The sequence below is a fragment of the Halorubrum distributum JCM 10118 genome (assembly GCF_000337335.1).
Classification (GTDB): Archaea; Halobacteriota; Halobacteria; order Halobacteriales; family Haloferacaceae; genus Halorubrum; species Halorubrum distributum.
On the sequence record NZ_AOJN01000039.1, the window covers coordinates 53399 to 76444 of the forward strand.

Genomic DNA, 23046 nt, shown 5'->3' on the forward strand with positions numbered 1-23046 from the left:
CTCGCGTGCGCTCACGAGCGGCTCACGTCGCGGCGATCGCGTCGGACCTGACGACGCCGACCGCGGCGGCGATCTTCAGCGCCTCGGCCGGGAGGAACGCGACGGCGCCGACCGTGACCGCCTCGACCGGGCCGAGCGAGAGGACGAGCGCGAGGCCGGCCACGCCGAACCCGTAGATGACGACGGTGCCGAGGACCATCGCCCCGACGAGCGTCGGGAGGCCGACGCCGTCGAGGTCGCGGAGCGTCGCGCCCCGGTGGACGACCGCGCCGACGACCGCCGCGGCGACCGGGTACGACCAGAGGTAGCCGGCCGACTGGCCGACGAGGGCCCCCACGCCGGCCGACCCGCCCTCGAAGACGGGCGCGCCGAGCGCGCCGGCCGCGAGGTAGAGGACCAGCGACGCGCCGCCCCACACCGGACCGAGGAAGATCCCCGCGAGGAAGACGCCGAGCACCTGGAGGGTCACGTCCACGGGCGAGACCGGGTTCGGGAACGTGACGTACGCGAACGCCCCGACGAGCGCCGCGAACAGCGCGGCGCGCGCGAGGTTCGTCGCCGCCTCGTCGCCGACGAGGTCGACGGACTCCGTGTTGGTTGCCATACCCGAACGGATTCGTAAACCCACTTCAACGTAGCGGTTTACGAGCTGGGACGCCCCGGTCGAATCCGAGTTCGAGCACCGAGAGAGCTCCTCGATAATCCTCGGATAATAACGTTCATGCCCGCCCGGCGTCCACGACGCGAGTATGCCAAAGATAAGCGTCGAGATCCCGGCGGAACTGCTCGCCGACCTCGACGAGCACGTCGGCGACGACGGGAAGTTCGTGAACCGCAGCGACGCGGTGCGCGCGTCGATCCGCAAGAACCTCGACCTGCTCGACGAGATCGACGCCCGCCACGACCGGCTTGACGACGACGCCCCGTCGACCGCGGCCGGGTCGGCGGAGGAGACCGATGAGTAGCCGGACCGCCGGCGGTCAGGACGGTCCCTTCCGGGCCGACCCGCTGGACCGGTCGGCGGTCGCGGCGGTGGCGCTGATCACGCTGTTCACGGTCGCGCTCGCGACCGCGCAGCTCACCGCCGTGAAGGTGCTCGCGCTGCCGCTCCCGTTCGCGCTGCCGGTCGTCGGTCCGGAGATCCTGCTGCCCGGCGCCGCGCTCGCGTACGCGCTCACGTTCCTCGCGTCGGACTGCTACGCGGAGCTGTACGGCCGACGGGCGACGCAGGTGGTCGTCAACGTCGCGTTCCTCGCGAACTTCCTCGTGCTGGCGCTCGTGTGGTCGACGCTGGCGGCGCCCGGGGTCGATCCCGAGGTGTCGGCCGCCTTCCAGACCGCGCTCGGGCCGACGGGGAACATCGTCGCCGGCAGCCTGCTGGCGTACGTCGTCAGTCAGAACTGGGACGTGTTCGTCTTCCACGCGATCCGGGACCGGACCGGGGAGCGCATGCTGTGGCTCCGCAACCTCGCGTCGACGGCGACGAGCCAGGCGCTCGACACCGTCATCTTCGTCGGCGTCGCCTTCTACGCCGCGCCGACTCTGTTCGGCGTCGGGATCGCGTTCGAACCGCCGGCGCTGCTCGCGCTCGGGCTGGGCCAGTACCTGCTGAAGCTCGCGATCGCCGTCCTCGACACGCCGGTCGTCTACCTGATCGTCGGCGCCGTCCGGAACTGACCGAACGGGAACCGACCGGACCGGGGGCGTTCGTTCTCGGTCGCGCCGTTTTCTCTCGCCTCACGCGACCGACAGCGCCCGCGCCGCCCGGTCGGGGAGGTCGGCCGGGACCTGCTCGAAGGAGTCGCCCGCGTCGCGGGTGACGAAGAGCCCGCGGTTCGAGAGCGCCCAGATCTCTCCTGGGGCGCGGCCGGACGCCAACACGGCCCGATAGGTGCCTTCCCCCGTCGGGAATCCGCGCTCGTCGAGCCGATCGAATCCTTCGTCGCGGCGGTAGCGGTACAGGTACGCCTCGCCGCGGCGGTGGGCGGCCGTCGCGCTCTCCGCCGCGCTGATCAGGGCGGTGTCGGGGTCGCCGGGGTCGACCGCGAGCCCCCAGACGTAGCCGTGATCGAGGCCGGCGTCGCGGACGCGCCACGAGTCGCCGCGGTCGCCGCTCTCGGCGAAGCCGTCGCCGGCGGCGGCGTAGACGCGGTCTGGCGCGTCGGGGTGGGTCGCCATCGCGTGGGTGTCCCGGCGCGACCCCGGCGGGCGGTCGGTCCACCTCTCGCCGCCGTCGGCCGTCACGGCGAGCGCGCCCGCCTCGATGCCCACGAGCCACCGCTCCGGGTCGGCCGGGCAGGGCTCGATCCACCGGACGTGGTGGGTGTCGGGCCGCGGCGGGAACGACCACTCCGCGGCGGAGGGGAGGTCGGTCAGCCCGTCGACGCGCTCGGCCGTCTCGCCCCCGTCGACGGAGCGGTACGCCCGCGAGGGCTCCGTGCCGATCCAGACGACGTCGGGGTCGTGCGGGCTCGTCGCGACCGCGGTCACCGCGTCCGGGCCGGACCCGTCGGGGCCGAGCGTCGAGGCCGTCACGCAAGCGAACCGGCTCCCGCCGTCGACGGAGCGGAACAGGCCCGCGCCGAACGTCCCCGCGAGGACGCGCGGCGGGTCGGTCGCGCCGTCCGCGTCTTCGCGGACTTCGCCGTGCGCGACCGAGAGGCACTCGACGCGCTGGCCGGAGAGGCGCGTCTCGACCGCGCCGGTCGCGGGGTCGACGACTCGGAGTCCGTCGTCGTAGGCCGCGTAGATGCGCATGCGTCGAGGTTCGGTCAGGAGGCTCAAAAGGGTACGCCGGGCGTGCGGGGGCGAGGCGTCGGCGCGTCGGGCCCGGCGCGCGCGCGATTCGGGGTTCCACGAGCGCAAGAGACTTACCGCCCGCTCCCGTGTGAACTGTACGCATGGATCTTCGCGTTCAGGGGGACGTTCCCCCCGACCCGTTTCTCGGCGCCGCGGACCTCTTCGAGACCGAGCGCTCCGTGGAGGCGCCGGTCCGCGTCGTGGTCCGCGAGGACCCGGACGAGCGGACCTGGGCCGGCCACTACGACGACCACCACGTCCTGAACGTCTCGCGGCGGGCCGCCACGAGCGCGATGGCGCGCGAGCTGGCGATCCACGAGCTCGCGCACATGGCGCGGTACGAGGAGGGCCACCCCTCGCACCTCCAGTCGACCGAAGAGGCGCTGTACCTCGGCCTCTCCGGCGAGAAGGTCGAGCGCCGGAAGCTCGCGCACTGTTACCAGATCGCGAACCACATGAAGGACATCTACGCCGACGACATCACGCTCTCGGTGGCGCCCGCGGACAAGCTCCTCGGCTTCCTCGAATCGACGCTGGCGACTGCGGTCGCGGACCGACCCGACGTGTCGCGCACCGGCTCGCCGCCGGTGACGGCCGGCGCCGACCCCGAGATCACGGCCGTCAACGCCGCGTTCGCGCTCGCCCTCGTCGAGCGGCACGACATCGCCGGCCCCGACCACCGCATCTACGACCTCGCGCGCGCGGCCGGCAGCGACACCGACGCCGTCGACGTCGACGCGTTCAAAGAGCGGTTCCTCGACCTCGGCCACGACCCCTCGGAGAGCGACTACCGGAAGGCGCTCGTCGCGGCCGCCCGCGCCTACGCCGTTTAAAAAACGGAACGCGGCACACGGACGGCCGAGTCGCGGACGACGCCTTTTCGGGACGGGACCGACCGCGGCGGTTACTTATAACTGAACGCTGTGCGGTGGCGCGTGCCTGCGAGCGGCCGACAGGCCGCGAGCCAGCACGCGTGAGGGAGTCAGTCGCCGGAGCGAAGCGGAGGCGACTGACGAGGCTGGGGAGGTGTGAGGTGCCGTGCGGTCGCGGTCGGGCGGGACTCAAAGGGGCAGCCGCGAGGCGTTCGTCGTCGATCCGTTATCAGCCATTTATAAGCGAACTGCTGGAATTTCGTCGGTGTCCTTCAGCTCCCGGCTGTCAACTACTTATAAATAAACGGCTGGAACTTCGCCCGCGTTTGCCACTGAAACGCCGGCAGCCGTTTATAAACAACCGCTCCGCTCTCCGAACCCCTCGTACTCCCCGTCCTATTCCGCGTCGCTCTGCGCGGGTTCGCCGTCGCCGTCCGCCTCGACCGTCTCGCCCTCGTCGGTCGAGTCGGCCGCCTCGACCGGGGCGCTCGACCCCTTTGCCCGCGCGTCGCCGTCGAGGACGGTGACGCGCGCGGACATGATCCGGGTGTTGTCGACGCGCTCGATGCGGATCCGGATCTCGTCGAACTCGATCTCCTCGCCCTCCTCGACGAGGCGCCCGGCGCGGTTGAAGACGAAGCCGGCGAGCGTCTCGAACTCCTCGCCCTCGGGGAGGTCGATCCCGAGGATCTCGTTGACCTCGTCGATGTTCACCTCGCCCTGAACGACCGCGACGTTGTCGTCGACGAACTCCACCGGCGCCTCCTCGTCGCCCTCCAGAATTTCGCCGACGATCTCCTCGACCATGTCTTCGAGGGTGATGATCCCCTCCGTGGTCCCGAACTCGTCGATGACCGTGACCATCTGGAGGCGGTTGTCCTGCATCTCGGCGAGCAGCTCGTCGGCGTTCTTCGACTCGGGGACGTGGAGCGTGGGCTTGACGACGCGCTCTAAGGAGGGCGTCCCCTCGGAGTAGCGCAGCTCGCGGACGAGGTCGCGCACGGTGACCACGCCGATGATGTTGTCGAGGTTCCCCTCGTAGACGGGGACGCGCTCGTGGTCGGCCTGGATACACGTCTCGATCGCCTCCTCGACTGAGTCTTCCTTCGCCACCGCGGTGACGTCGAGCCGCGGCGTCATCACCTCCTTGGCGATGGTGTTGTTGAAGCGGAAGATGCGGTCGAGCATCTCCCGCTCCTCCTCCTCGATGACGCCCTCGCGCTCGCCGGTCTCGATGATGTCCTGGATCTCGTCGCGGGTGACGTACGTCGACTCGATGGCCGCCGAGCCGCCGATGATGCTGTTGACCCCCTTGACGATGTAGTCGAAGAGGACGACGAGCGGGTACAGCGCGTACTCGGAGGCCTTCAGCGGCCGGGCAATCCGGAGCGCCCACGACTCGGTGTTCTCGACGGCGTACGACTTGGGCGCGCTCTCGCCGAAGATCAGCACGAGCGTCGTGATCCCGAACGTCGTCGCCAGCACCGACTGGCCGCGGGAGAGGTAGATCCCGAACAGCGCGGTGGCGATGGAGGTCATCGCCACGTTGACGATGTTGTTGCCGACGAGGATCGTCACCAGCAGCCGGTGGGGGTTCTGTTTCATCTCGCGGATCGTCTCCGCCCCGGTCACCCCCTCGTCGACGAGGCTGTCGATGCGGTGTTGCGGGAGCGAGAACATCGCGATCTCGGACGAGGAGAAGAACGCCGAGAGCCCGACCAACACGAGGATCGCGACGGCCCCGAGGACGGTCACGACGCTATCGCCCGGCATCGGTATCTGGAGGAGGTCGACCACCGGCGCGCTAGACGACAAGCCCATATTCGTTTGTCATCCGTCGCCCCGCGATTAAAGCGTTCCCTTCGGCTACCCCCGACGCGGTCCGACCGCCGCCGAGGCCTCCGCCTCGTCGGTCGCGGAGATCAACCGCCCCCGAGGGTGCCGCTGCCGACACGATTACCCGTCTCGCGGGCGAATCACGCGGCATGAGCGATCCACAGATCACCCTGTACCGGCTCCAGGCGTGTCCGTTCTGCGAGCGCGTGGTCCGGACGCTGAACGAGCTCGGGCTCGAGTACCGCTCCCGGTACGTCGAGCCGATGCACTCCGAGCGCAACGTCGTCAAGCGCGTCTCCGGCGCCCGGAGCGTCCCGGCGATCGTCGACCGCGAGACCGGCGTCACCATGTCCGAGAGCGCGAACATCGTCGAGTACCTGAAGGGGACCTACGGCGAGGGAGGTGCCTGAGATGGTCGACTTCGACGTCGTCTCCCTGCCCGAGACGGACCACGTCGCCGAGGGCGACACGGCGCCCGACTTCACCCGCCCGCTCGTGAACGGCGAGTACTGGGAGGACCGCGCGCTCGACGACGTCGTCGACGGCCCGACGCTGCTCCTGTTCCACCCGATGGACGGGACGTTCCAGGGCACCTACCTCTACAACACGGTCGACGACCACGGGTGGAGCGACGACCTCGACGTCCTCGGCGTCTCCATCTCGACGCCGTACGCCCACAAGCGCCTGCTCGCCGAGCGCGGCGACGGCGTCCGGATCTTCTCCGACCCGGGCGCGGCCGTGGTCGAGGAGTACGGCCTCGCGCACGAGATCGACGGGATGACGGGGATCACGGAGAGCCGCCCCGCCGTCTTCCTCCTCGATTCCGACCGCACCGTCGAGTACGCGTGGGTCGCGAGCGAACACCCCGAGTTCCCCGACGCCGAGGCGATCGGCGACGCGGTCGCCGACCTCGTCGACTGATCGGGAAATCGATTCCCTCTCGATCGATTCCGGGATCGCACACACTCGTCACCCTTTTTCAACTCGCCGCCGAACTACCGCGCGTGACCGCCGACACGAGCGACGACCGACCGGACCGATCCGACGAGCTGCGCGCGGCGGCCGCCGCCGTCGACCGCGGCGAGCCCGTCGTCTACCCGACCGAGACGGTGTACGGGCTGGGCGCCGACGCGCTCGACGCCGACGCCGTCGAACGCGTCTTCGAGCTGAAAGGCCGCGACCGGTCGAACCCGCTCTCGCTCGGCGTCGCGAGCGTCGACGACGCGCTCCGCTACGCCCGGCCGACCGAGCGTGCGGTCGCCTTCGCGCGGGCGTTCCTCCCGGGACCGGTGACCGTCGTCGTCGAGCGCGGCGACCCGGTGCCCGACGCGCTCACCGCCGGGCGCGACCGCGTCGGGATCCGCGTGCCAGACCACGACCTCGCGCGGGCGCTGCTCGACGAGACCGGCCCGCTCACCGCGACGAGCGCCAACGTCTCGGGGACGGGCAGCGTCACGGACCCGGCCGACCTCGACGACCGGATCCGCGGGGGCGTCGCCGCCGTGATCGACGACGGGGAGGCGCCCGGCACCGAGAGCACCGTCGTCGACCCCGAGGCGGGGACGATCCACCGGCGCGGCGCGATGGCCGGCGCCATCGAGGCGTGGCTGGCGGACCCGCCGGTGGAGGAGTGAAGAGAGCCGGCGAAAAGCGTTCGTTTGAGGATTTTAAACGGAGAGTTCGCCCTTCGCTTTGATCACGTTCAGGTCCTCGGCGTCGACCGTCTCGACGTCGAGCCAGTGGGGGACGTACTCGCGTTTGTCGTACGCCTCGCGCTCGTCCTCGGTGCCGACGGTACACCAGAGCTGCGGCTCGTCCGGGCCGTGCCAGCCGCCCTGAACGTTGATACCGAAACAGACCAGCTCCTCGCCGTCGTGCTCGATCACCGCGTCCTTCCGGATGTCGGGGTCGCCGCGGATGATGAGGTGGTACATGTGCCGGCGTTCGCGTGTTCCGGGCTTAATCGCTTCGATACCGCGGATCGGATCGCGGAGAGGGCCGCGCGCGAGCGGGCGCGTCGACACACCGCCGGCGCGCGGAGCCGCGGCGCTCACCAGCCCGCGTCGAGGTCCTCGACGAGCGCGCCGAGGATCTCGCGGGTCGTCGCGGCGACGATCGGTTCGAGCGCGTCCGGGTCGCTGTTCGTCGGGTCGCCGAGCCCGCCCAGTTCGGTCACCTCGTCGAAGTACTCGTAGCTCCGCGTTCGGGGCATCTCGTCGGCTTCCTGCGGCTCCTTCTTCTCGGACCGGACGAGGTCCGGGCGGTACAGCTCGACGAAGCTCGTCTCGTGGTCGCCGGCGTGACCCCATCCCTCGCCGTACGCCTCCTCCAGATCCTCGCGCGCGAAGTCCGTCCAGTGGACGAAGTGGACCGTGAGGTCGGTGTCGCGGCCGAGCCGGTCGGCCGCGACCGACAGCGGCTCGCGGTTCCCGCCGTGGCAGTTTACTATTAGCAGCCGGTCGACGCCGTGTTCGGCCACCGACTCGCCGATCTGCCGGACCACGTCGACGTACGTCTCCGTCGAGAGGGTGACGGTCCCCGGGAACCGCATGTGGTGTTCCGACTGCCCGTACGGCAGCGTCGGGAGCCGCAGCAGGTCGAGGTCGAACTCGTCGGCGGCGTCCACGAGCTCGGCGGTGAGGTGGTCCGCGCGGAGCGTGTCGGTCGACACCGGGAGGTGCGGGCCGTGCTGTTCGATGCTGCCGGTCGGGAGGACCGCGAAGTCGGCGTCGTCGATCGCGTCCCCCGCCTCTTCCCACGTCATGCCGAACAGGTCGGCGTCCGTCTCGGGCATGACGGGGACTCCGGAGTCGGGCGAGGAAAGGTTCGGGGTAGCGGCGACCGCCTCAGCCGGAGTAGTAGTACTCGCCGTCGCGCTTCTGCTGGCTGTCGAGCTGCGACCCCGGCTTGTTGATCCGGGGGCGGCCGGTGCGCTCGTCGCGGCGGAAGGTGATCTCGAGGTCGGCGAGGAACTCGTTCATCCCGTCGCGCATGTCCTGCGGCGGCGCGGCGCGCCCGCGCTCGGCCGGCTCGCCGTCGAACACCATCAGCCGGTCCGCGAGCAGGTCGATCATGTAGATGTCGTGGTCGATCACCATCACGGTCGCGTCGTGGTTCTCGGCGTACCGGCGGATCGCGGTCGTCGCCCGCACGCGCTGCTCGACGTCGAGGTGCGCGGAGGGCTCGTCGAGCAGGTAGAGGTCGGCGTCGTCGGAGAGGCAGGCCGCGATGGCGACGCGCTGGCGCTCCCCGCCCGAGAGGTCCGAGAGGTTCTGCTCCATCACGCGCTCCAGCTGGAGCGGCTGCGCGATCTCGGTGTTCCAGTAGGAGGAGCCGAACTCGTCCGTGATCGAGGAGAGGAACGCGTCGACCCGCATGTGCTGGTCGATGTCGATGTACTGCGGCTTGTAGGAGATGTCGAGCGCGAAGTCGAGCTCCCCTTCGTCGGGCTCCAGATCGCCCGTGAACAGCTGCGCGAGCGTTGACTTCCCGATCCCGTTCGGGCCGACGACGCCCAGCACCTCGGAGCGGTTGATCTCGCCGCCCTCGACGCGGAGCTCGAACTCGCCGTCGCCGTAGGACTTCCGCAGGTCGGGGTACTCGATCAGCGTCTCGCTCCGGGAGGCGACCCGCGGCGCGTGCTCCTCGAAGGTGATCGCCGACGGGCGGATCCGCATGTTCTCGTTGTCGAGGTACCCCTTCAGGTACTCGTTGATCCCCTTCCGGACGGACTTCGGGTCGGTGATGACCCCGTACGCGCCCGGCTCCCCGTACGCGACGTGGAGCGTGTCCGCCAGCAGGTCGAGGATGGCGAGGTCGTGTTCGACGACGAGCATCGAGCGGTCGGCGGCGTCGTCGTCCGCTAGCTCGCGGATGAGCCGGGCGACGATCATCCGCTGGCCGATGTCGAGGTACGGCGTGATCTCGTCGAGGAAGTAGAAGTCGGCGTCGCGGGCGAGACAGGCCGCGATGGCGACGCGCTGGAGCTCGCCGCCGGAGATGGAGTCGATGTCCTGGTCCATCACCGGGCGGATGTTGAGCCGGTCGACGAGGTCGTCGAGCGCGCCGCGCTCGTCGGTACGCTCCAACAGCTCGCGGGTGTTGCCGTCGAACTGGTTCGGAATCTGGTCGACGTACTGCGGCTTGCGCGCGACGGTCACGTCGCCGTCGCGCAGCGACTCGAGGTAGTTCTGGAGCCCGGTGCCGCGGAAGCGGTCGAGGACGCGCTCCCAGTCGCCGTCGGCCGCGTGGTCGCCGAGGTTCGGGACCATCTCGCCGGCGAGCGCGTGGACCGCGGTCGACTTCCCGATCCCGTTCGGGCCGAGGATACCGGTGACGCTGCCGGGCTCGGGGGTCGGGAGGCCGTACAGCGAGAAGGCGTTGTCGCCGTAGCGGTGGACCGGGTCGTCGTCGAGCTCGGAGGGGAGGTTGATGATCTCGATCGCGTCGAACGGGCAGGAGTTGACGCAGATGCCACAGGTCTCGCCCAAGCAGATCTCCTCGGAGATGTGGATCTGCTCCGGGTCGCCCTCCTCGGTGTCCTCGCCCCGCTCCGTGATGCACTCCTTGCCCGTCCGGTTGGGCGGGCAGTCCTTCATGCACTCGTAGTTGCAGCGGTCGGGCTGGCACCGATCGAGGTCCACGACGGCGATGCTGTCGTCGGCCATCTCAGACCCCCAGGTCGACGGCGGACGTCAGCAGGACGGTGTAGCTGATGAACCAGAGGGTGAACGTGAGAAACGCCACGTAGAGGTTGTCTTTGATCCCGAGGTCGCCGACGCCGACGGCCTTGTATATCGGGTACTGGGCGATGACGAACGCGCCGAGCACGAACACCGCAGTGGTGCTCGCGGCGGACGCCGGATCGGTGCCGACGTAGACGGCCGAGACGACGCCGGCCGCGATCCCGGCGAGACAGCAGATGGTCGTGACGACCACGCCACGCGCGTGGTCGGACAGGCCCGAATCGTCGCTCATGCCTTCGGATCCGCGAGCGCCCGTGAAAAGCCGTTCGTTCCGGCCGCCGCCCGCGACCGCGACGGGGCGCCGCCGGTGCCGCCGGTGCCGCTCCGCTCGTCGGGCCGGCTCGCGACGGCGCGGCCGAGGCGCGCGCGAGCTAAATCGCTGACTGACTGGTCAGTCCAGCGGCCGGTTACCGGTGTTTTTTGCTGTATTATGGCGCGAAATGCGGCCGTTTTTACCGGTAAACGGCGCTCAGACGGCCATGCTCCATCAACATTTATGAGCGTGTGCGGTTTCGAATCGTAACGATGGAAGGAACTCAAACGGAGGGGCTCGACGACCTCCCACCGAGCGCCAAACTCGTCTTCAAGGTGCTCGAGTACAACGGACCGTTGACCCAGAAGGGGATCGTCCAAGAGTCGATGCTGTCGGCCCGCACCGTCCGATACGCGCTCGAACGGCTCGAGGGGATCGGCGTCGTCGACGAGGACGTCTACTTCGCGGACGCCAGACAGAACCTCTACAAGCTCACGGAACCGGCTCAGGAGTTCACCGCCGACGAGAGCGAGGCCTCCTGCACCGCCGACTGACGCTCCGTTTCCCGTCGTCCGCACGGCCTCCGTTTTTACGCATCCGCACTGGCGAGTGCGAGCGGCGCGTCTCCGTCGCGCCTGTCGCTCCGCGGCGTCCGGCTACTCCGGCCGCTCCGCCCCGCCCTCGCGTGCGCCGCGGACCGCCGCCGCTATCGTGAGGGCGACCGCCACCGACAGCGCCGACGTCGCCGCCAGCACGAACGCGAGCAGGAGGAACCAGACGTCCGGGCCGAACAGCGGGTAGTCGCGCGTGTCTATCACCGGTCCGAGCAGCTCGAAAGTCCTGACGAGGTACAAAACCGCCGCAAGCAGCGCGCCGGCCGCCGCGCCGACGCGGACGTTGCGGTAAAACGACAGCGACTCCAGGAGAACCAGCATCGGCGGCTTCGAACTGTCCTCGCTCACGGGGAGTCGTACGGCCGGCGACCGCAAAGAGCCATCGGAACGCGCCGCGCCCCTCCGAGGTCCATCACGATCGAAACGGACGTACGAGGGCCTGACGGCGTCAGTGACAGCCGTCAAGTGGGTCGGGGGCGAACCGCGGCGCATGCCCAGAGTCGTGCTGTCGGCGTTCCCGATGATAGACCCCGAGACGTACCGCGAGGTCCTCGCCGACGCCGTCGACGAGCCGGTCGAGGTCGAAGTCGCGGAGATGGGGTCGACGGAGCGGCTGATCGAGGCGGCGGCCGGCGCCGACGCGGTCGTCACCGACATCAACACGCCGGTCACCGAGGCGGCGCTCGACGCCGCCGACGTCGACGTCGTGGTACGGTCGGCGGTCGGCGTCGACAACATCGACGTGGTCGCGGCCGCGGAACGCGGCGTCACCGTCACGCGCGTCCCCGACTACTGCACCGAGGAGGTGGCGACCCACTCCGTCTCGCTGCTGCTCGCCTGCCTGCGATCGCTGAAGCCGTACGACGACGCGGTCGCGGCCGGCGGGTGGAGTTGGGAAGCCGGCGTCCCGACTCGGCGCGTGAGCGCGTCGACCGTCGGACTGCTCTCGTTCGGCCCGATCGCGAAGCGGGCGGCCGAGCAGCTCTCCGGGTTCGGCGCCGACCTCGTCGCGTACGACCCGTTCGTCGACGCGGAGGAGATGGCCGACTACGGCGTCGAGAAGGTCGACTTCGACGCGTTGTTCGACAGGGCCGACCACGTCGGCGTCTACGCGCCCCTGACGGACGCGACGCGCGGGATCGTCGACGCGGACGCGCTGGCGCGGCTGAGCGAGGACTCGGTCGTCGTCAACGTGAGCCGCGGCCCGGTCGTCGACGCCGAGGCCCTGCTCGACGCGCTGGAGGCGGACGAGGTCAAGGCCGCCGGCCTCGACGTGCTCGCCGAGGAGCCGCCCGAGGACGACCCACTCGTCGGCCGCGACGATACCGTGGTCACGCCGCACGCGGCGTGGTACAGCGAGGAGGCGAGAGACGACCTGAACCGGAGCGGCGCCGCCGACGTGGCGGCCGTGTTGAACGGCGAGACGCCCGACGGTCGGGTCGACCCCGACGCGGACTGGCTGTAGGCACCGCAGCGGGTCGCGAGAGGAGCGGCGAGGCTGGCTACAGGCGGTCGAGCGCGTCGAAGTCGTCGTCGAGGTCGTCGTCGAAGTCGTCGTCCGCGCCCGAGTCGCCGCTCCCGTCCGAACCGCTGGGGGCGGTGGGGTCGCCGCCGTCGCTGCCCGGATAGCTCGCGTCGAGCCCCGCGGCGAGGCCGGGGCCGAGGTCGTAGGTGTCTCGAACCGTCTGCGCGAGGACGCCGTCGCGGTCGAAGACGACGTAGACGGCGACGAACTCGTGTTCCGCGGGGCGTAACACGAACACCTCTCGCGGGTCGTCGCCGTCCCGTGAATCGTTCACGCGCGCGACGAGCGGTTCGATCGGGAGCCGCCCCGTCCGAACCTCGTCGAAGGTGTCGCTGCCGGGCGCATCGGCGAAGAGGTATAAGGCGCCGTTGGGGTCGCCGTCGTTCGAGCGGGTCGTGATCGAGCCGACGGGCTCCCCTTCGGCGCGGATCTGCCGCCAGGTCTCGACGGCCGCCTCGAACATCCCCTCGACGCCGTCGGCGAAGCGGAACCGCGTCTCGCGGACGACGTCGACCTCGCGGAAGCGCGCGGAGCCGTCGGTCCACGCCAGCGTCGCGTCGACGACGAACCCGGGGCGGAGCGCGTCGACGGCCTCGGCGAGGTCGCCCTCGTACCCCTCCGCGGTGGCGTAGAGGGGGTCGAAGCGGTCCTCGGCGTCGGGGGCCGTCGGGTCGACCGGCTCGTCCGCAAGTTCGACGAGGACGAACTCCTCGGCGTCGTCGGGGGTCGCGGCCGAGTCGGCCCCGTCCGACTCGTCGTCGATGTCCGGCCGCCGGCGGCGGTCGTGAACGCGGAACCGGCCGCTCGTCGTCGGGTCCATATCCGACGATGGGACGGCGGCCGGAAAAGCCGGTCGGAAGCGGACCGGTGCGGTCGTCCCCTGGGCCTCGGCCGGGGATCCGACTCGGATCCCGCTCCCGGATCCGTGTCGTTATGGGGCCGCCGGCCCAAGGAACCGGTAAATGGGGATCCTCGAGGACAAGTCGAACGCCCGGCTCTTCTACAAGTACCTCTCGAAGGTGTACGACCGGATCAACCGTTTCAACTGGAACGAGGAGATGCGGGCGGAGGCGCTCTCGTGGCTGGAGTTCGGCGACGACCCGACGGTGCTCGACGTTGGCTGCGGGACCGGGTTCGGCACCGAGGGACTGCTCGAACACGCCGACGACGTCCACGGGCTCGACCAGAGCGTCCACCAGATGGAGAAGGCGTTCGAGAAGTTCGGGAAGCACGACAGGGTGAACTTCTACCGGGGCGACGCCGAGCGGCTCCCGTTCCGCGACGACGCGTTCGACGTGGTCTGGTCGTCCGGCTCCATCGAGTACTGGCCGAACCCCGTCGAGGGGCTGCGCGAGCTCCGGCGGGTCGCGAAGCCGGGCGGCCAGGTGCTCGTCGTCGGGCCCGACTACCCGCACAACCCGATCCTCCAGCGGGTGGCGGACGCGATCATGCTGTTCTACGACGCCGACGAGGCCGACCGGATGTTCGAGGCGGCCGGCTACGAGGAGTTCGAACACCACATCCAGCGGGCGACGCCCCAGAGTCCGAGAGCGATCACGACCGTCGCTCGCGTCCCGGGCAGCGACGAGGGGGTCGACGGTTCGGCGGCGGGCGCCGAGGAGTCCGCGTCGACGGCGCCAGACGCCGAGTAGCGGCGTCGGAACCGATCCGTCCGAGACGCGCGTTCTCACCCCGAGTCGACGAACGCCTCCAGCGTCGCGACCGGCCGGCCGTCGGCCGTGATTTCGACGGTGACTCGCCGGCCTGGTTCGAGCGTCGGGTCGTTGGTGTCCGCGACGCGGAACGTCGCCGTCTCTCCGGCGCGCAGCGTGTCGCCGCCCGCGGAGTTGAACGCCCCCGTCGGTCCGGGATGGAAGCCCGCGGCCGAGAAGAACGGGACCGGCGGCTGTTCGTCGAGCGGTTCGCCGTCGACGCTGACGCGGATCGTCACCGCGGAGGCGTCGATCGGGTCGCCGCCGCGGTGGTCGATCGCGATCCGGTCGTCGGTCGCCGACAACGACAGGGCCGCCGACGGCGGCACCGTCGCGGTCGGGCCGTCGAGCGTGGCGGCCGCGACGCCGCCGGCCAACACGACCGTGATCGCGATGAGCAGCACGCCCGCGACGGGCGCCATCCCTCGGGCGCGACGGACGACTGGTGGCACGGCGGCACTGCGGCGGTTTCGGGTAAAAGGGTCGGCCCGGGCGGCGACGCCCCGAGTCGGGCCGTCACTCGTCGTCGACCGGCCGCGGCGTCGGGAGGGGCTCGATGTCGCCGAGGACGACGACGCGGGGCTCGTCGACGACCGTGATGCGGTACGTCTCGGCCGGCGAGAGCGTCCGGACGACCCCCTCCTCGTCGGTCGTCCCGATCGTCTGGCTGTCGCCGTCGCCCACCGACTTGGTGACGGTGACGTCGGGGACCGGCTCGCCAGTCTCGTCGTCGAGGACGGTCACGGTCACCGGGCCGCCGGGATACGTCCGTTCGACGGTGACGTTGAACCCGTCGCCCGCCGCCGTGACCGGCTCGCTGTCGGGGAACGCGGACAGGTCGATGCGCTGGTGTTCGACGAACACCTGCTCGGTGCCGCCGCTGACGAACGTCCGGAGCGTTCCGACCTCGTGCGGGATGGTGATCCGCTGGACGGAGCCCGCGCCGAACGCGTCCGGCTCGCGGAGCGCGGCCGTCTCGGGGTAGGCCGCCTCCGTCATCTCGATCGCCGCGTCGTTCGAGATGTCGCCGCCGCCGCGGTCCCAGCGATCAGTTCGGAACACCTCGCGGACGTACTCGCCGTCGACGACCGTCGCGAGCACGACGGCGCCCTGACTCGACGCGACGTACAGCTCGTTCGGTGAGGACTGGCCGCGAGCGGCCGCGAGCGCTCGGTCGCGGACCGGCCCCTCGTACACCTGGAGCGCCACCTGGAGCTCGTCGAGCCGGCCGGGCGAGCTGAATCCGTCCGTCGACTCGGCGAGCGCGTCGATCGCGTCGAGCCGCTCGTCGTACTCGCGGGCGGTCGCGGCCACGCGGACGAGCTCGTCGACCAGTTCGCGGTCGCTGATCTCGCCGGCCGCGTGCGCGCTGAAGGCGGCGGTCTGGCGGCTGTTCAGCGCCACCTCCGCGCGCTCGACGCGGTTGAGCTCCGCGAGGATCTGCTGTTGGCGCTCGACGCCCGCCTCGGCGCGTTCGATCCGGTCGACGACGGCCGCGGTCTCGAAGGCGGCGTCGGCGTCGGCGGTTGCGAACCCGAGCGACGACCCGAGGTCCGGGCCGCGAGTGTACGCGCTGACGCGCGTCTCCGCCCCGGGCGGCGTCGAGAGCGTCCGGAACGTGAGGTTCGCCGTGTCGATCTGCGGCGTCGTCTGTCCGGTGACGGTCGATGCCGAATCGGCGGACAGCGGGGAGTCGACGGGACCGGCCGAATCGGTGGACGGGGCCGAATCGGTGGACGGCGAGACGGCGCCGGGCGCGGTGACGCCGGCGACCGGGGCCACGAGCAGCAGGACCGCGACCGCGGCGATGGGGAGGGCTCTCATCGTCTTGGAGTTCGACCCGCGACACAAAAAGTCCACCCACTGCGGTCGCCCGGCGGGTCGTGCGGCCGGGCGTCGCGGGCGAACCGCGGCCGGTGGAGCCGCGCGGGTCGGCGTCGGGGGCAAACGGGGGTCCGGCAGCCGAACTCGTTCCAGAATCCTGTCAAAAAACAGCGTATGGAAAGCGTTTTGCCCGGCGCGCGAGTGGCCCGAGACGTATGCGGAACCCCGCCTTTCGCGCGCTCTTGGTCGCTGTCGTCGCGCTCGCGCTGGTCGCGAGCGCCGGCGGCGCGGCCGACGGTGCGACCACGACCCCCTCCCCCCTCGCCGCGGACGACGCCCCGGCCCACGTGCCGGCCGTCGGTGACGAACCGCGCGTCCGCGAGTCGGTCGACGACCGCTCGACGACGGTCCGCCAGCAGACCGGCGACGGCATCACGTCGCCGTCGACGACGCGGATCCGACTCGCGTTGAACTCCGACCGCAGCGCCGACTGGACCGTCGTGGTCCGGTACTCGCTGGCGGACGAGAACGAGACGAGGGTGTTCAGAGACGCCGGCGACCGCTTCCTCGACGGCGAGGTCGGCCCGAGCGCGGAGCTGTTCGAGGGGTTCCGCCGCGAGGCGAACCGGAACGTCGACCGGTCGATGGCGATCGAGAACGTCGAACGCGAGGTCGTCGTCCACGAGGACCCGGGCGAGTTCGACGTCGCCACGGAGGATGCGGTCGCGGTCGGCGAGCTCCGGCTCCGCTTCACCTGGACGTCGTTTCTGGCGCAGGACGGCGAGAGCCTCGTCCTCGGGGACGCGCTGACGACGCCCGGTAACGAGACGTGGCTCCGCAGCCTCGAGGCGAGCCAGACGCTGGAGGTGGCGACGCCGGAGGGGTACACGGTCACCGGAACGCCGAGCAGCGCCGTGACGCAGCTCTCGGACGGCGACGTGATCATCGAGGGCCCCCAGACGTTCGAGGGAGGCGAGCCCGTGGTGATAGTGTACGGGCCCGCGGGGGCGGGCGCGCCGTGGACGATGCTGATGGCCGCGATCGTGCTCGCGGCTGCCCTCGTGGCCGGGAGCGTTGTCGGGTACCGCCGGATCAACGACGAGGAGAGCGGGCCGGACGAGTCGGCCGCGAACGGCGGTGAGCGCGCGGCGAGCGGCGCCGAGCGGGACCCGACCGGCGACCCGGGCGCGGGCGGTGCTCCGGAGACCGGCGGCGGCGCGTCCGCGGCCGAAGCGGCGGACGACGACGAGGAGGACCTCTCGCTGCTCTCGGACGAGGAGCGCGTCGAGCGGCTCCTCGACGCGAACGGCGGCCGGATGCGGCAGGCCGACATCGTCGCCGAGACCGGGTGGTCGGACGCGAAGGTGTCGCAACTGCTCTCGGCGATGGCCGACGAGGGGCGCGTCGAGAAGCTCCGGCTCGGCCGGGAGAACCTCATCTCGCTGCCCGACGACGAGGCGGGCGGGGACGACGCAGGCGAAGACGAGTAGCGACCCGATCGCGGCGCGCGGAAACCGCTGGTCCGCCGTCGCCCGTTCCGAAAACCATTACAGGGCGAGCGACCGAGTATCGATCATGAAAGTTCTGGTGACCGTCAAGGAGGTCGCGGAGGCGGACGACGACTTCGCCATCGAGGGGACCGACATCGCCGAGTCCGACCTCGAGTACGACCTGAACGAGTGGGACGACTACGCCGTCGAGGCCGCCGTCCAGCTCGCCGAGGCCGGGATCGCGGACGAGGTCGTGACCGTCACCGTCGGGCCGGAGCGCGCCGAGGAGACGATCCGCATGGCGCTCGCGAAGGGCGCCGACCGCGCGGTCCGCGTCTGGGACGAGGCGCTCGACGGCGGGTTCGCCGACGTCGCCTCGAAGGTCGCCCTGTTCGAGGCGGTCGTCGACGAGGAGGAGCCGGACCTGGTCCTCGGCGGCGTCCAGGCCGCGGACACCGGCTTCGGCGCGACGGGCGTCGCGCTCGCGGAGCGGATCGGCTTCGAGCACGCCGCGGTCGTTAACCACCTCGACGTCGACGCGGACGCGGGCGTGGCGCACGTCCACCGAGAGCTGGAGGGCGGCGTCGAGGAGCTGACCGACGTCGACCTCCCGGCCGTGTTGACGGTCCAGACCGGGATCAACGAGCCGCGGTACGCGAGCCTCCGCGGGATCCGACAGGCCCAGCGCAAGGAGATCGCCGCGAAGGACCTGTCCGACCTCGGGCTGACCGCGGACGACGTCGAGAGCGCGCTGACGATCACCGAGATGTACGAGCCGGAGAGCGAGTCCGACGCGGAGATCATCGAGGGCGACGCGGGCGAGTCCGCGGGTCGCCTTGCCGAGGTCCTGCGGGACAAGGGGGTGGGCGCGTGATGGCCGACGTGCTCGTCGCCGCCGAACACCGCCGCGGCGCGCTCCGGGACGTGACGTACGAGGCGATCACGGCCGGGCGAGAGCTCGCCGACGCCCGCGGCGGCGACCTCCACGTGGCCGTCGTCGGCGGCGACGTCGAGGGGTTCGCGGAGGACGTCAACCGCGAGGGCGTCGACGCCATCCACGCGGTCGACGACGGCGAGGAGTTCGACCACAACGCCTACCAGGCGGCCGTCTCGACGCTCGCGGACCGGATCGACGCCAGCGCGGTGGTGCTGCCGAATTCCGTCAACGGGCTCGACTACGCGCCCGCCCTCGCCGAGGACCTCGGCGTCCCGGTCGTGACCGACGCGGTCGGGATCGAGTACGACGACGGGCTCACCGTCACCCGGGAGATGTACGGCTCGAAGGTCGAGACGACCGTCGACGTCGCCGGCGACCGCTTCGTGCTCACCGTCCGCGGCGGCGAGTGGCCGCCCGCGGAGGGGGTCGGCGACGCGACCGTCGAGGCGGCCGACGTGGACATCCCCGAATCGGGCGCCCGCGTCACGGGCTTCGAGGAGGTCGGCGGCGGCGACGTCGACATCGCGGACGCCGACGTGCTCGTCTCGGTCGGCCGCGGCATCGAGGAGGAGGAGAACCTCGAGCTCGTCGAGGAGCTCGCGGACGCGCTCGGCGCGACCCTCTCGGCCTCGCGGCCGATCGTCGACAACGGCTGGCTGCCGAAGAACCGGCAGGTGGGCCAGTCGGGGAAGGTCGTCACGCCGGACGTGTACATCGCGGTCGGCATCTCCGGCGCGGTCCAACACGTCGCCGGGATGAAGGGGTCGGACACGATAATCGCGATCAACACCGACCCGAACGCGCCCATCTTCGACATCGCCGACTACGGGATCGTCGGCGACCTCTTCGACGTGGTGCCCGAGCTGATCGACGAGTTCGCGTAGGCCGGCGGCGCGGTTCCGGCAGCAACACTCTTTGACTCCGACCGAGTACCGGGCGGTCCGACGGCGACCGCCGTCGCGTCACGATGACCCCGATCCGCACCGCCGTCCCGACCGCCGAGGAAGCGAGAGCGCTGTTCGCCGGGATCCGGCAAACGGTCGACGTCGAGGCCGACGACGTTGCCGAGTCGTTGGCGGACGACGAGCCGGACGCGGCGCTGCTCGATCTGGTGTCGGAGCCGTTCGCGTCCGTCGCCGACGTCGACGAGCGGCTGGCGCGGACCGAGTCGTACCTCCGCGAGCGCGGCGACCGGCGCGCGGTGTTCCTCACGGTGTACAGCCGGATGACGGCGACCGTCCGGGACGCGATCGACGACGGCGCGTTCGTCGATCCGGAGTGGACGGCCGCGTACCTCGTCGCCTTCGCGGAGCGCTACCGGCGGGCGCTGGTCGCGTTCGAGCGGCGAGCGTTCGACTCGCTTCCCCGGCCGTGGCTGCTCGCCTTCGCCGCCGCGGCCCGCGGGGAGACGGTCGTCGCGCAGGACGCCCTGCTGGGCATCAACGCGCACATCACCTACGACCTCACGTACGCGCTCGGCGACGTGGGGATCGACCCCGACCGCGGCGCCAAACTTGAGGACCACGACCGGATAAACGCGATTCTCGCGCGCCTCGTCCAGACCGCGCAGGACGCGCTCGTCGAGGCCTACGACGCGGTGGGGATCGCCGGGATCGATCGGTTGTTCGACCCCCTCGACGACCGGCTGGCGCTGCTCGGCCTGCGGGGAGTCCGGGAGTTCGCCTGGCGGAACGCCGTGTTGCGTGCCGATCTCCCGAAGTGGGCCGGCGAGCCGTACGTCGACTGGCGGACGGAGACCGTCGCGACCGGCGCCGCCGCGGTCCTGCTCGCGCCCGAGTTCGACGCGGCCGAGAGCGCGCGCCTGCGGGACGGGGAGGCCGACGCGGACGTGGCGAACGCCTTCGACGAGGCGGTCCGGCGGCGGATGTAGGAAGCGGACCGTGACCCTTCCAGCGGAGTCCAGACGTAGCGAACTCGCGTCCCCGGCGGAGCGTCTGCCAGGGGAGAAACACCTATGACACTCGTCGCAGATATGACGGTTATGCCACATATCCGGGGGACGATCCACGGCGTCGCCGCGATGGTGATGCTCGTCGTCGGGTCGATGCTGACGAACGCGATCCGCGAGGAGTACGAGCTGTTCGCGCAGATGGCCGCGACGACGACGCACCTGCTCGTCGACGTCGCGGAGCTGCCGGTGTCGCGGGAGATCGCCGAGGTGGTCGTTCCCCTCGGCGTGCTGATGGGCGTCTGGGTGTTTGCCTACGAGCTCCAGCGGCTCTCGCGGAGCGACTGACCCCGAGGGAGGCGGGCCGGTCTCGGTTCGTTTATCACCCCGCCGACCGTCGGATCGCGTAATGAGCGAGGCCGACGAGCAGGCGGCTGCGACCGCGACCGGGCGGGAGATCTGGATCGAGAAGTACCGGCCGCAGACGCTCGACGACATCCACGGCCAAGAGGAGATCGTCGAGCGCCTCCAGAGCTACATCGCGCAGGACGACGTACCCCACCTGCTCTTTTCGGGGCCTGCGGGCGTCGGGAAGACCACCGCGGCCACCGCCATCGCCCGCGAGATCTACGGCGAGGACAACTGGCGCGGCAACTTCTTGGAGCTGAACGCCTCCGACCAGCGCGGGATCGACGTCGTCCGCGACCGGATCAAGGGGTTCGCGCGCTCGTCGTTCGGCGGCGACTTCCGGATCGTGTTTCTCGACGAGTCCGACAGCCTCACGGATGATGCACAGTCAGCGCTCCGCCGCACGATGGAGCAGTTCTCCGACAACACCCGCTTCATCCTCTCGTGCAACTACTCGTCGAAGATCATCGACCCGATCCAGTCGCGCTGCGCCGTCTTCCGGTTCTCGCCGCTGTCGGACGAGGCGGTCGGCGGGATGGTCCGCGAGATCGCGGCCGCGGAGGAGATCGAGGTGACCGACGCGGGCGTCGACGCCCTCGTCTACGCGGCCGACGGCGACATGCGCCGCGCGATCAACTCGCTCCAGGCGGCGGCGACGACCGGCGACGTCGTCGACGAGGAGGCCGTGTACGCGATCACGGCGACCGCCCGCCCGGAGGAGATCGAGTCGATGGTGACGGACGCGCTGAACGGCGACTTCGCGCGGGCGCGGTCGACCCTCGACACGCTGCTCACGGAGACGGGGATGGCCGGCGGCGACGTGATCGACCAGCTCCACCGCTCCGTCTGGGAGTTCGAACTGAGCGAGCGCGAGGCGGTGCGGCTCATGGAGCGCATCGGCGAGGCCGACTACCGGATCGCCGAGGGCGCCAACGAGCAGGTCCAGCTGGAGTCGCTGCTCGCGGCGCTTACGTTGGACGAATAGCGATAGACCGGGGCCGGATCTCCGCTCGTTGTTTTCTAAACAGTCGGCCGCGGACGGATGACGAACACCCCCAAAGCCCCAGCCGCTCGCTTATAAATGGCTGAGAGCAGATCGACGACGAACACCCCCAAAGCCCCAGCCGCGAGGACGGCGCACACTCGTTGCGCTCCTCGTCACTCGCTGTGCTCGTTCCTGCGGTGCTTACGTCGTCTGCGCCGTCCTCGCGGCTGCCCCTTTGCGTCCCGCCCCGCACAGCAACCACACCTCACGCCTCCCCAGCCTCGTCAGCCGGCCTCCGCTTCGCTCCGCCCGGCTGACTCCCTCGCGCGTGCTCCTCGCGCCCGTTGGGCGCTCGGAGGCACGCGCCTCGGCAGTAGGCGCGCTTTTTAAATCACGGCGGCGCCGACGGTCGGTATGCTCGTCGTCGTCTCCGACACGCACGCACGCGAGGAGTCGAAGCTTCAGGGGCGGACCGCGGCGGCGGTCCGCGAGGCGGAGTTGGTGATCCACGCGGGCGACTTCTACCACGAGCCCGTCTTGGACGCGTTTCGGTCGGCCGCCGCGAGCCTCCGCGCCGTCTACGGCAACAACGACGACGCGGCGATCCGCGACCGAGTCCCCGAGGTGCGGACCGTCGAGTACGCTGGGGTCCGGTTCGCGGTCACGCACCGGCACCGGAGCGGCGACACGGGGCTCGTCATGCTCGGTCGCGGCCGCGACGCGGACGCCGTGATCTGCGGCCACAGCCACCGCCCGCGGTTCGACGACTCGGGCGGCCTCCCGATACTGAACCCGGGCAGCCACGCGCAGCCGCGCGGCAACCGCCCGGCGCACGCGGAGCTGACGCCGGTCGGGGACGAGAGGGGAAGCGCGCTGGACGGGAAACTGGTGACGCCGGACGGCAAGGTCTTCGAGGAGTTCCGTATCGAGGGCGGCGGCGCAGAGTAACGGGGCGGCGCAGAGTAACGGGGCGGCGCAGAGTAACGGGGCGGCGCAGAGTAACGGGGGCGGCGCAGAGTAATGGAGCGGAGTTCGGATCGGAGACGGAAGCGCGAGAAACAGGCGGATCGGGTCGCCGCTGCGTCGGCGGGGACCGATCGCGACGCCCCGCGTACGGCCGGGCCGGTCGACCGTCGT

Annotated in this window: 27 protein-coding genes; 16 read left to right on the forward strand and 11 right to left on the reverse strand. The window is 70.7% G+C overall.

The genetic code is table 11. The annotated features are described in order from the left end of the window. Nucleotides 1–22: 22 nt before the first annotated feature. Nucleotides 23–604: a biotin transporter BioY gene (locus tag C466_RS06345; RefSeq protein WP_004598000.1), complete on the reverse strand. Its 582-nt coding sequence runs from the start codon at nucleotides 602–604 to the stop codon at nucleotides 23–25. Between the two features lie 145 nt (nucleotides 605–749). On the opposite strand from C466_RS06345, the gene C466_RS06350 reads away from it, so the two are divergent. Then, on the forward strand, nucleotides 750–965 hold the full coding sequence (locus tag C466_RS06350; protein ID WP_004598001.1) for a ribbon-helix-helix domain-containing protein: 216 nt from the start codon (nucleotides 750–752) through the stop codon (nucleotides 963–965). Next, a complete protein-coding gene (locus C466_RS06355; protein WP_004598002.1) occupies nucleotides 958–1677 on the forward strand; it encodes a queuosine precursor transporter in 720 nt (239 codons plus the stop codon). The genes C466_RS06350 and C466_RS06355 overlap by 8 nt, the downstream gene beginning before the upstream one ends. A 60-nt stretch (nucleotides 1678–1737) precedes the next feature. Here C466_RS06355 and C466_RS06360 read toward each other — a convergent pair whose 3' ends face one another. Then, the gene (locus C466_RS06360) at nucleotides 1738–2757 is read right to left on the reverse strand and encodes a WD40/YVTN/BNR-like repeat-containing protein (RefSeq protein ID WP_004598003.1); all 1020 of its coding nucleotides are present in this window, start codon (nucleotides 2755–2757) and stop codon (nucleotides 1738–1740) included. A 143-nt stretch (nucleotides 2758–2900) separates the two neighbouring features. Between C466_RS06360 and C466_RS06365 the strand changes: the two genes are divergently transcribed. Further along, entirely contained in the window at nucleotides 2901–3632 is a 732-nt protein-coding gene (locus C466_RS06365) for a DUF5781 family protein (protein ID WP_004598004.1), read from the forward strand. A 435-nt stretch (nucleotides 3633–4067) separates the two neighbouring features. Here C466_RS06365 and C466_RS06370 read toward each other — a convergent pair whose 3' ends face one another. Then, nucleotides 4068–5492 carry a hemolysin family protein gene (locus C466_RS06370; protein WP_049908392.1) on the reverse strand — a complete coding sequence of 475 codons (1425 nt, stop codon included), beginning with the start codon at nucleotides 5490–5492 and terminating at the stop codon, nucleotides 4068–4070. A gap of 164 nt (nucleotides 5493–5656) precedes the next feature. Here C466_RS06370 and C466_RS06375 point away from each other — a divergent pair, with 164 nt between their 5' ends. From C466_RS06375 to C466_RS06385, 3 genes are all read left to right on the forward strand, one after another. Further along, nucleotides 5657–5917, forward strand: coding sequence for a glutaredoxin family protein (locus tag C466_RS06375; RefSeq protein WP_004598006.1), 261 nt, complete (start codon nucleotides 5657–5659; stop codon nucleotides 5915–5917). Nucleotide 5918: 1 nt separating this feature from the next. Continuing rightward, entirely contained in the window at nucleotides 5919–6428 is a 510-nt protein-coding gene (locus tag C466_RS06380) for a redoxin domain-containing protein (RefSeq protein WP_004598007.1), read from the forward strand. Between the two features lie 83 nt (nucleotides 6429–6511). Beyond that, complete coding sequence (locus C466_RS06385) at nucleotides 6512–7141, forward strand: L-threonylcarbamoyladenylate synthase (RefSeq protein WP_004598008.1); 630 nt, start codon at nucleotides 6512–6514, stop codon at nucleotides 7139–7141. 33 nt (nucleotides 7142–7174) lie between these two features. Here C466_RS06385 and C466_RS06390 read toward each other — a convergent pair whose 3' ends face one another. From C466_RS06390 to C466_RS06405, 4 genes are all read right to left on the reverse strand, one after another. Next, the gene (locus C466_RS06390; RefSeq protein ID WP_004598009.1) at nucleotides 7175–7441 is read right to left on the reverse strand and encodes an HAH_0734 family protein; all 267 of its coding nucleotides are present in this window, start codon (nucleotides 7439–7441) and stop codon (nucleotides 7175–7177) included. A 116-nt stretch (nucleotides 7442–7557) separates the two neighbouring features. After that, nucleotides 7558–8301: a creatininase family protein gene (locus C466_RS06395; RefSeq protein WP_004598010.1), complete on the reverse strand. Its 744-nt coding sequence runs from the start codon at nucleotides 8299–8301 to the stop codon at nucleotides 7558–7560. 52 nt (nucleotides 8302–8353) lie between these two features. Further along, on the reverse strand, nucleotides 8354–10174 hold the full coding sequence (locus C466_RS06400; RefSeq protein WP_004598011.1) for a ribosome biogenesis/translation initiation ATPase RLI: 1821 nt from the start codon (nucleotides 10172–10174) through the stop codon (nucleotides 8354–8356). A 1-nt stretch (nucleotide 10175) separates the two neighbouring features. Next, nucleotides 10176–10484 (reverse strand): EMC6-like membrane protein, encoded by a 309-nt coding sequence (locus C466_RS06405; protein ID WP_004598012.1) that lies wholly within the window; start codon nucleotides 10482–10484, stop codon nucleotides 10176–10178. Between the two features lie 293 nt (nucleotides 10485–10777). Here C466_RS06405 and C466_RS06410 point away from each other — a divergent pair, with 293 nt between their 5' ends. Then, a complete protein-coding gene (locus C466_RS06410) occupies nucleotides 10778–11059 on the forward strand; it encodes a MarR family transcriptional regulator (RefSeq protein WP_004598013.1) in 282 nt (93 codons plus the stop codon). A 102-nt stretch (nucleotides 11060–11161) separates the two neighbouring features. On the opposite strand, the gene C466_RS06415 is transcribed toward C466_RS06410, so the two are convergent. Then, on the reverse strand, nucleotides 11162–11467 hold the full coding sequence (locus tag C466_RS06415) for a DUF7536 family protein (RefSeq protein WP_004598014.1): 306 nt from the start codon (nucleotides 11465–11467) through the stop codon (nucleotides 11162–11164). A gap of 142 nt (nucleotides 11468–11609) precedes the next feature. Here C466_RS06415 and C466_RS06420 point away from each other — a divergent pair, with 142 nt between their 5' ends. After that, on the forward strand, nucleotides 11610–12584 hold the full coding sequence (locus C466_RS06420; protein ID WP_049908393.1) for a C-terminal binding protein: 975 nt from the start codon (nucleotides 11610–11612) through the stop codon (nucleotides 12582–12584). A 37-nt stretch (nucleotides 12585–12621) separates the two neighbouring features. Here C466_RS06420 and C466_RS06425 read toward each other — a convergent pair whose 3' ends face one another. Beyond that, on the reverse strand, nucleotides 12622–13464 hold the full coding sequence (locus C466_RS06425; RefSeq protein ID WP_004598016.1) for a DUF6663 family protein: 843 nt from the start codon (nucleotides 13462–13464) through the stop codon (nucleotides 12622–12624). Nucleotides 13465–13606: 142 nt separating this feature from the next. Here C466_RS06425 and C466_RS06430 point away from each other — a divergent pair, with 142 nt between their 5' ends. After that, complete coding sequence (locus tag C466_RS06430; protein ID WP_004598017.1) at nucleotides 13607–14296, forward strand: methyltransferase domain-containing protein; 690 nt, start codon at nucleotides 13607–13609, stop codon at nucleotides 14294–14296. Between the two features lie 35 nt (nucleotides 14297–14331). Here the strand turns inward: C466_RS06430 and C466_RS06435 are convergent, their stop codons facing one another. Both C466_RS06435 and C466_RS06440 read right to left on the reverse strand, forming a co-directional pair. Next, the gene (locus C466_RS06435; RefSeq protein ID WP_004598018.1) at nucleotides 14332–14778 is read right to left on the reverse strand and encodes a type IV pilin; all 447 of its coding nucleotides are present in this window, start codon (nucleotides 14776–14778) and stop codon (nucleotides 14332–14334) included. A gap of 94 nt (nucleotides 14779–14872) precedes the next feature. Then, entirely contained in the window at nucleotides 14873–16180 is a 1308-nt protein-coding gene (locus C466_RS06440) for a DUF7094 domain-containing protein (protein ID WP_004598019.1), read from the reverse strand. A gap of 215 nt (nucleotides 16181–16395) precedes the next feature. On the opposite strand from C466_RS06440, the gene C466_RS06445 reads away from it, so the two are divergent. The 7 genes from C466_RS06445 (at nucleotide 16396) to C466_RS06475 (ending at nucleotide 22857) form a co-directional block, all read left to right on the forward strand. Continuing rightward, entirely contained in the window at nucleotides 16396–17670 is a 1275-nt protein-coding gene (locus C466_RS06445) for a helix-turn-helix transcriptional regulator (protein WP_004598020.1), read from the forward strand. An 85-nt stretch (nucleotides 17671–17755) separates the two neighbouring features. Further along, the gene (locus C466_RS06450) at nucleotides 17756–18544 is read left to right on the forward strand and encodes an electron transfer flavoprotein subunit beta/FixA family protein (RefSeq protein ID WP_004598021.1); all 789 of its coding nucleotides are present in this window, start codon (nucleotides 17756–17758) and stop codon (nucleotides 18542–18544) included. Next, nucleotides 18544–19491, forward strand: coding sequence for an electron transfer flavoprotein subunit alpha/FixB family protein (locus tag C466_RS06455; protein ID WP_004598022.1), 948 nt, complete (start codon nucleotides 18544–18546; stop codon nucleotides 19489–19491). Before C466_RS06450 ends, C466_RS06455 begins: the two co-directional genes overlap by 1 nt. Before the next feature lie 83 nt (nucleotides 19492–19574). Then, nucleotides 19575–20498, forward strand: a complete 924-nt coding sequence (locus C466_RS06460) for a DUF5995 family protein (protein ID WP_004598023.1) — start codon at nucleotides 19575–19577, stop codon at nucleotides 20496–20498. Nucleotides 20499–20609: 111 nt separating this feature from the next. Further along, nucleotides 20610–20864, forward strand: a complete 255-nt coding sequence (locus tag C466_RS06465; protein ID WP_004598024.1) for a hypothetical protein — start codon at nucleotides 20610–20612, stop codon at nucleotides 20862–20864. A gap of 61 nt (nucleotides 20865–20925) precedes the next feature. Next, nucleotides 20926–21909, forward strand: coding sequence for a replication factor C small subunit (locus C466_RS06470; protein WP_004599610.1), 984 nt, complete (start codon nucleotides 20926–20928; stop codon nucleotides 21907–21909). Between the two features lie 414 nt (nucleotides 21910–22323). After that, on the forward strand, nucleotides 22324–22857 hold the full coding sequence (locus C466_RS06475) for a metallophosphoesterase (RefSeq protein ID WP_004598034.1): 534 nt from the start codon (nucleotides 22324–22326) through the stop codon (nucleotides 22855–22857). Nucleotides 22858–23046: the final 189 nt, after the last annotated feature.

Coding starts and splice junctions, on each gene's coding strand:
- C466_RS06345 (WP_004598000.1), bottom strand. CDS start 604: ATGGCAACCAACACGGAGTCCGTCGACCTCGTCGGCGACGAGGCGGCG.
- C466_RS06350 (WP_004598001.1), top strand. CDS start 750: ATGCCAAAGATAAGCGTCGAGATCCCGGCGGAACTGCTCGCCGACCTC.
- C466_RS06355 (WP_004598002.1), top strand. CDS start 958: ATGAGTAGCCGGACCGCCGGCGGTCAGGACGGTCCCTTCCGGGCCGAC.
- C466_RS06360 (WP_004598003.1), bottom strand. CDS start 2,757: ATGCGCATCTACGCGGCCTACGACGACGGACTCCGAGTCGTCGACCCC.
- C466_RS06365 (WP_004598004.1), top strand. CDS start 2,901: ATGGATCTTCGCGTTCAGGGGGACGTTCCCCCCGACCCGTTTCTCGGC.
- C466_RS06370 (WP_049908392.1), bottom strand. CDS start 5,492: ATGGGCTTGTCGTCTAGCGCGCCGGTGGTCGACCTCCTCCAGATACCG.
- C466_RS06375 (WP_004598006.1), top strand. CDS start 5,657: ATGAGCGATCCACAGATCACCCTGTACCGGCTCCAGGCGTGTCCGTTC.
- C466_RS06380 (WP_004598007.1), top strand. CDS start 5,919: ATGGTCGACTTCGACGTCGTCTCCCTGCCCGAGACGGACCACGTCGCC.
- C466_RS06390 (WP_004598009.1), bottom strand. CDS start 7,441: ATGTACCACCTCATCATCCGCGGCGACCCCGACATCCGGAAGGACGCG.
- C466_RS06395 (WP_004598010.1), bottom strand. CDS start 8,301: ATGCCCGAGACGGACGCCGACCTGTTCGGCATGACGTGGGAAGAGGCG.
- C466_RS06400 (WP_004598011.1), bottom strand. CDS start 10,174: ATGGCCGACGACAGCATCGCCGTCGTGGACCTCGATCGGTGCCAGCCC.
- C466_RS06405 (WP_004598012.1), bottom strand. CDS start 10,484: ATGAGCGACGATTCGGGCCTGTCCGACCACGCGCGTGGCGTGGTCGTC.
- C466_RS06410 (WP_004598013.1), top strand. CDS start 10,778: ATGGAAGGAACTCAAACGGAGGGGCTCGACGACCTCCCACCGAGCGCC.
- C466_RS06420 (WP_049908393.1), top strand. CDS start 11,610: ATGCCCAGAGTCGTGCTGTCGGCGTTCCCGATGATAGACCCCGAGACG.
- C466_RS06425 (WP_004598016.1), bottom strand. CDS start 13,464: ATGGACCCGACGACGAGCGGCCGGTTCCGCGTTCACGACCGCCGCCGG.
- C466_RS06430 (WP_004598017.1), top strand. CDS start 13,607: ATGGGGATCCTCGAGGACAAGTCGAACGCCCGGCTCTTCTACAAGTAC.
- C466_RS06435 (WP_004598018.1), bottom strand. CDS start 14,778: ATGGCGCCCGTCGCGGGCGTGCTGCTCATCGCGATCACGGTCGTGTTG.
- C466_RS06440 (WP_004598019.1), bottom strand. CDS start 16,180: ATGAGAGCCCTCCCCATCGCCGCGGTCGCGGTCCTGCTGCTCGTGGCC.
- C466_RS06445 (WP_004598020.1), top strand. CDS start 16,396: ATGCGGAACCCCGCCTTTCGCGCGCTCTTGGTCGCTGTCGTCGCGCTC.
- C466_RS06450 (WP_004598021.1), top strand. CDS start 17,756: ATGAAAGTTCTGGTGACCGTCAAGGAGGTCGCGGAGGCGGACGACGAC.
- C466_RS06455 (WP_004598022.1), top strand. CDS start 18,544: ATGGCCGACGTGCTCGTCGCCGCCGAACACCGCCGCGGCGCGCTCCGG.
- C466_RS06460 (WP_004598023.1), top strand. CDS start 19,575: ATGACCCCGATCCGCACCGCCGTCCCGACCGCCGAGGAAGCGAGAGCG.
- C466_RS06465 (WP_004598024.1), top strand. CDS start 20,610: ATGCCACATATCCGGGGGACGATCCACGGCGTCGCCGCGATGGTGATG.
- C466_RS06470 (WP_004599610.1), top strand. CDS start 20,926: ATGAGCGAGGCCGACGAGCAGGCGGCTGCGACCGCGACCGGGCGGGAG.
- C466_RS06475 (WP_004598034.1), top strand. CDS start 22,324: ATGCTCGTCGTCGTCTCCGACACGCACGCACGCGAGGAGTCGAAGCTT.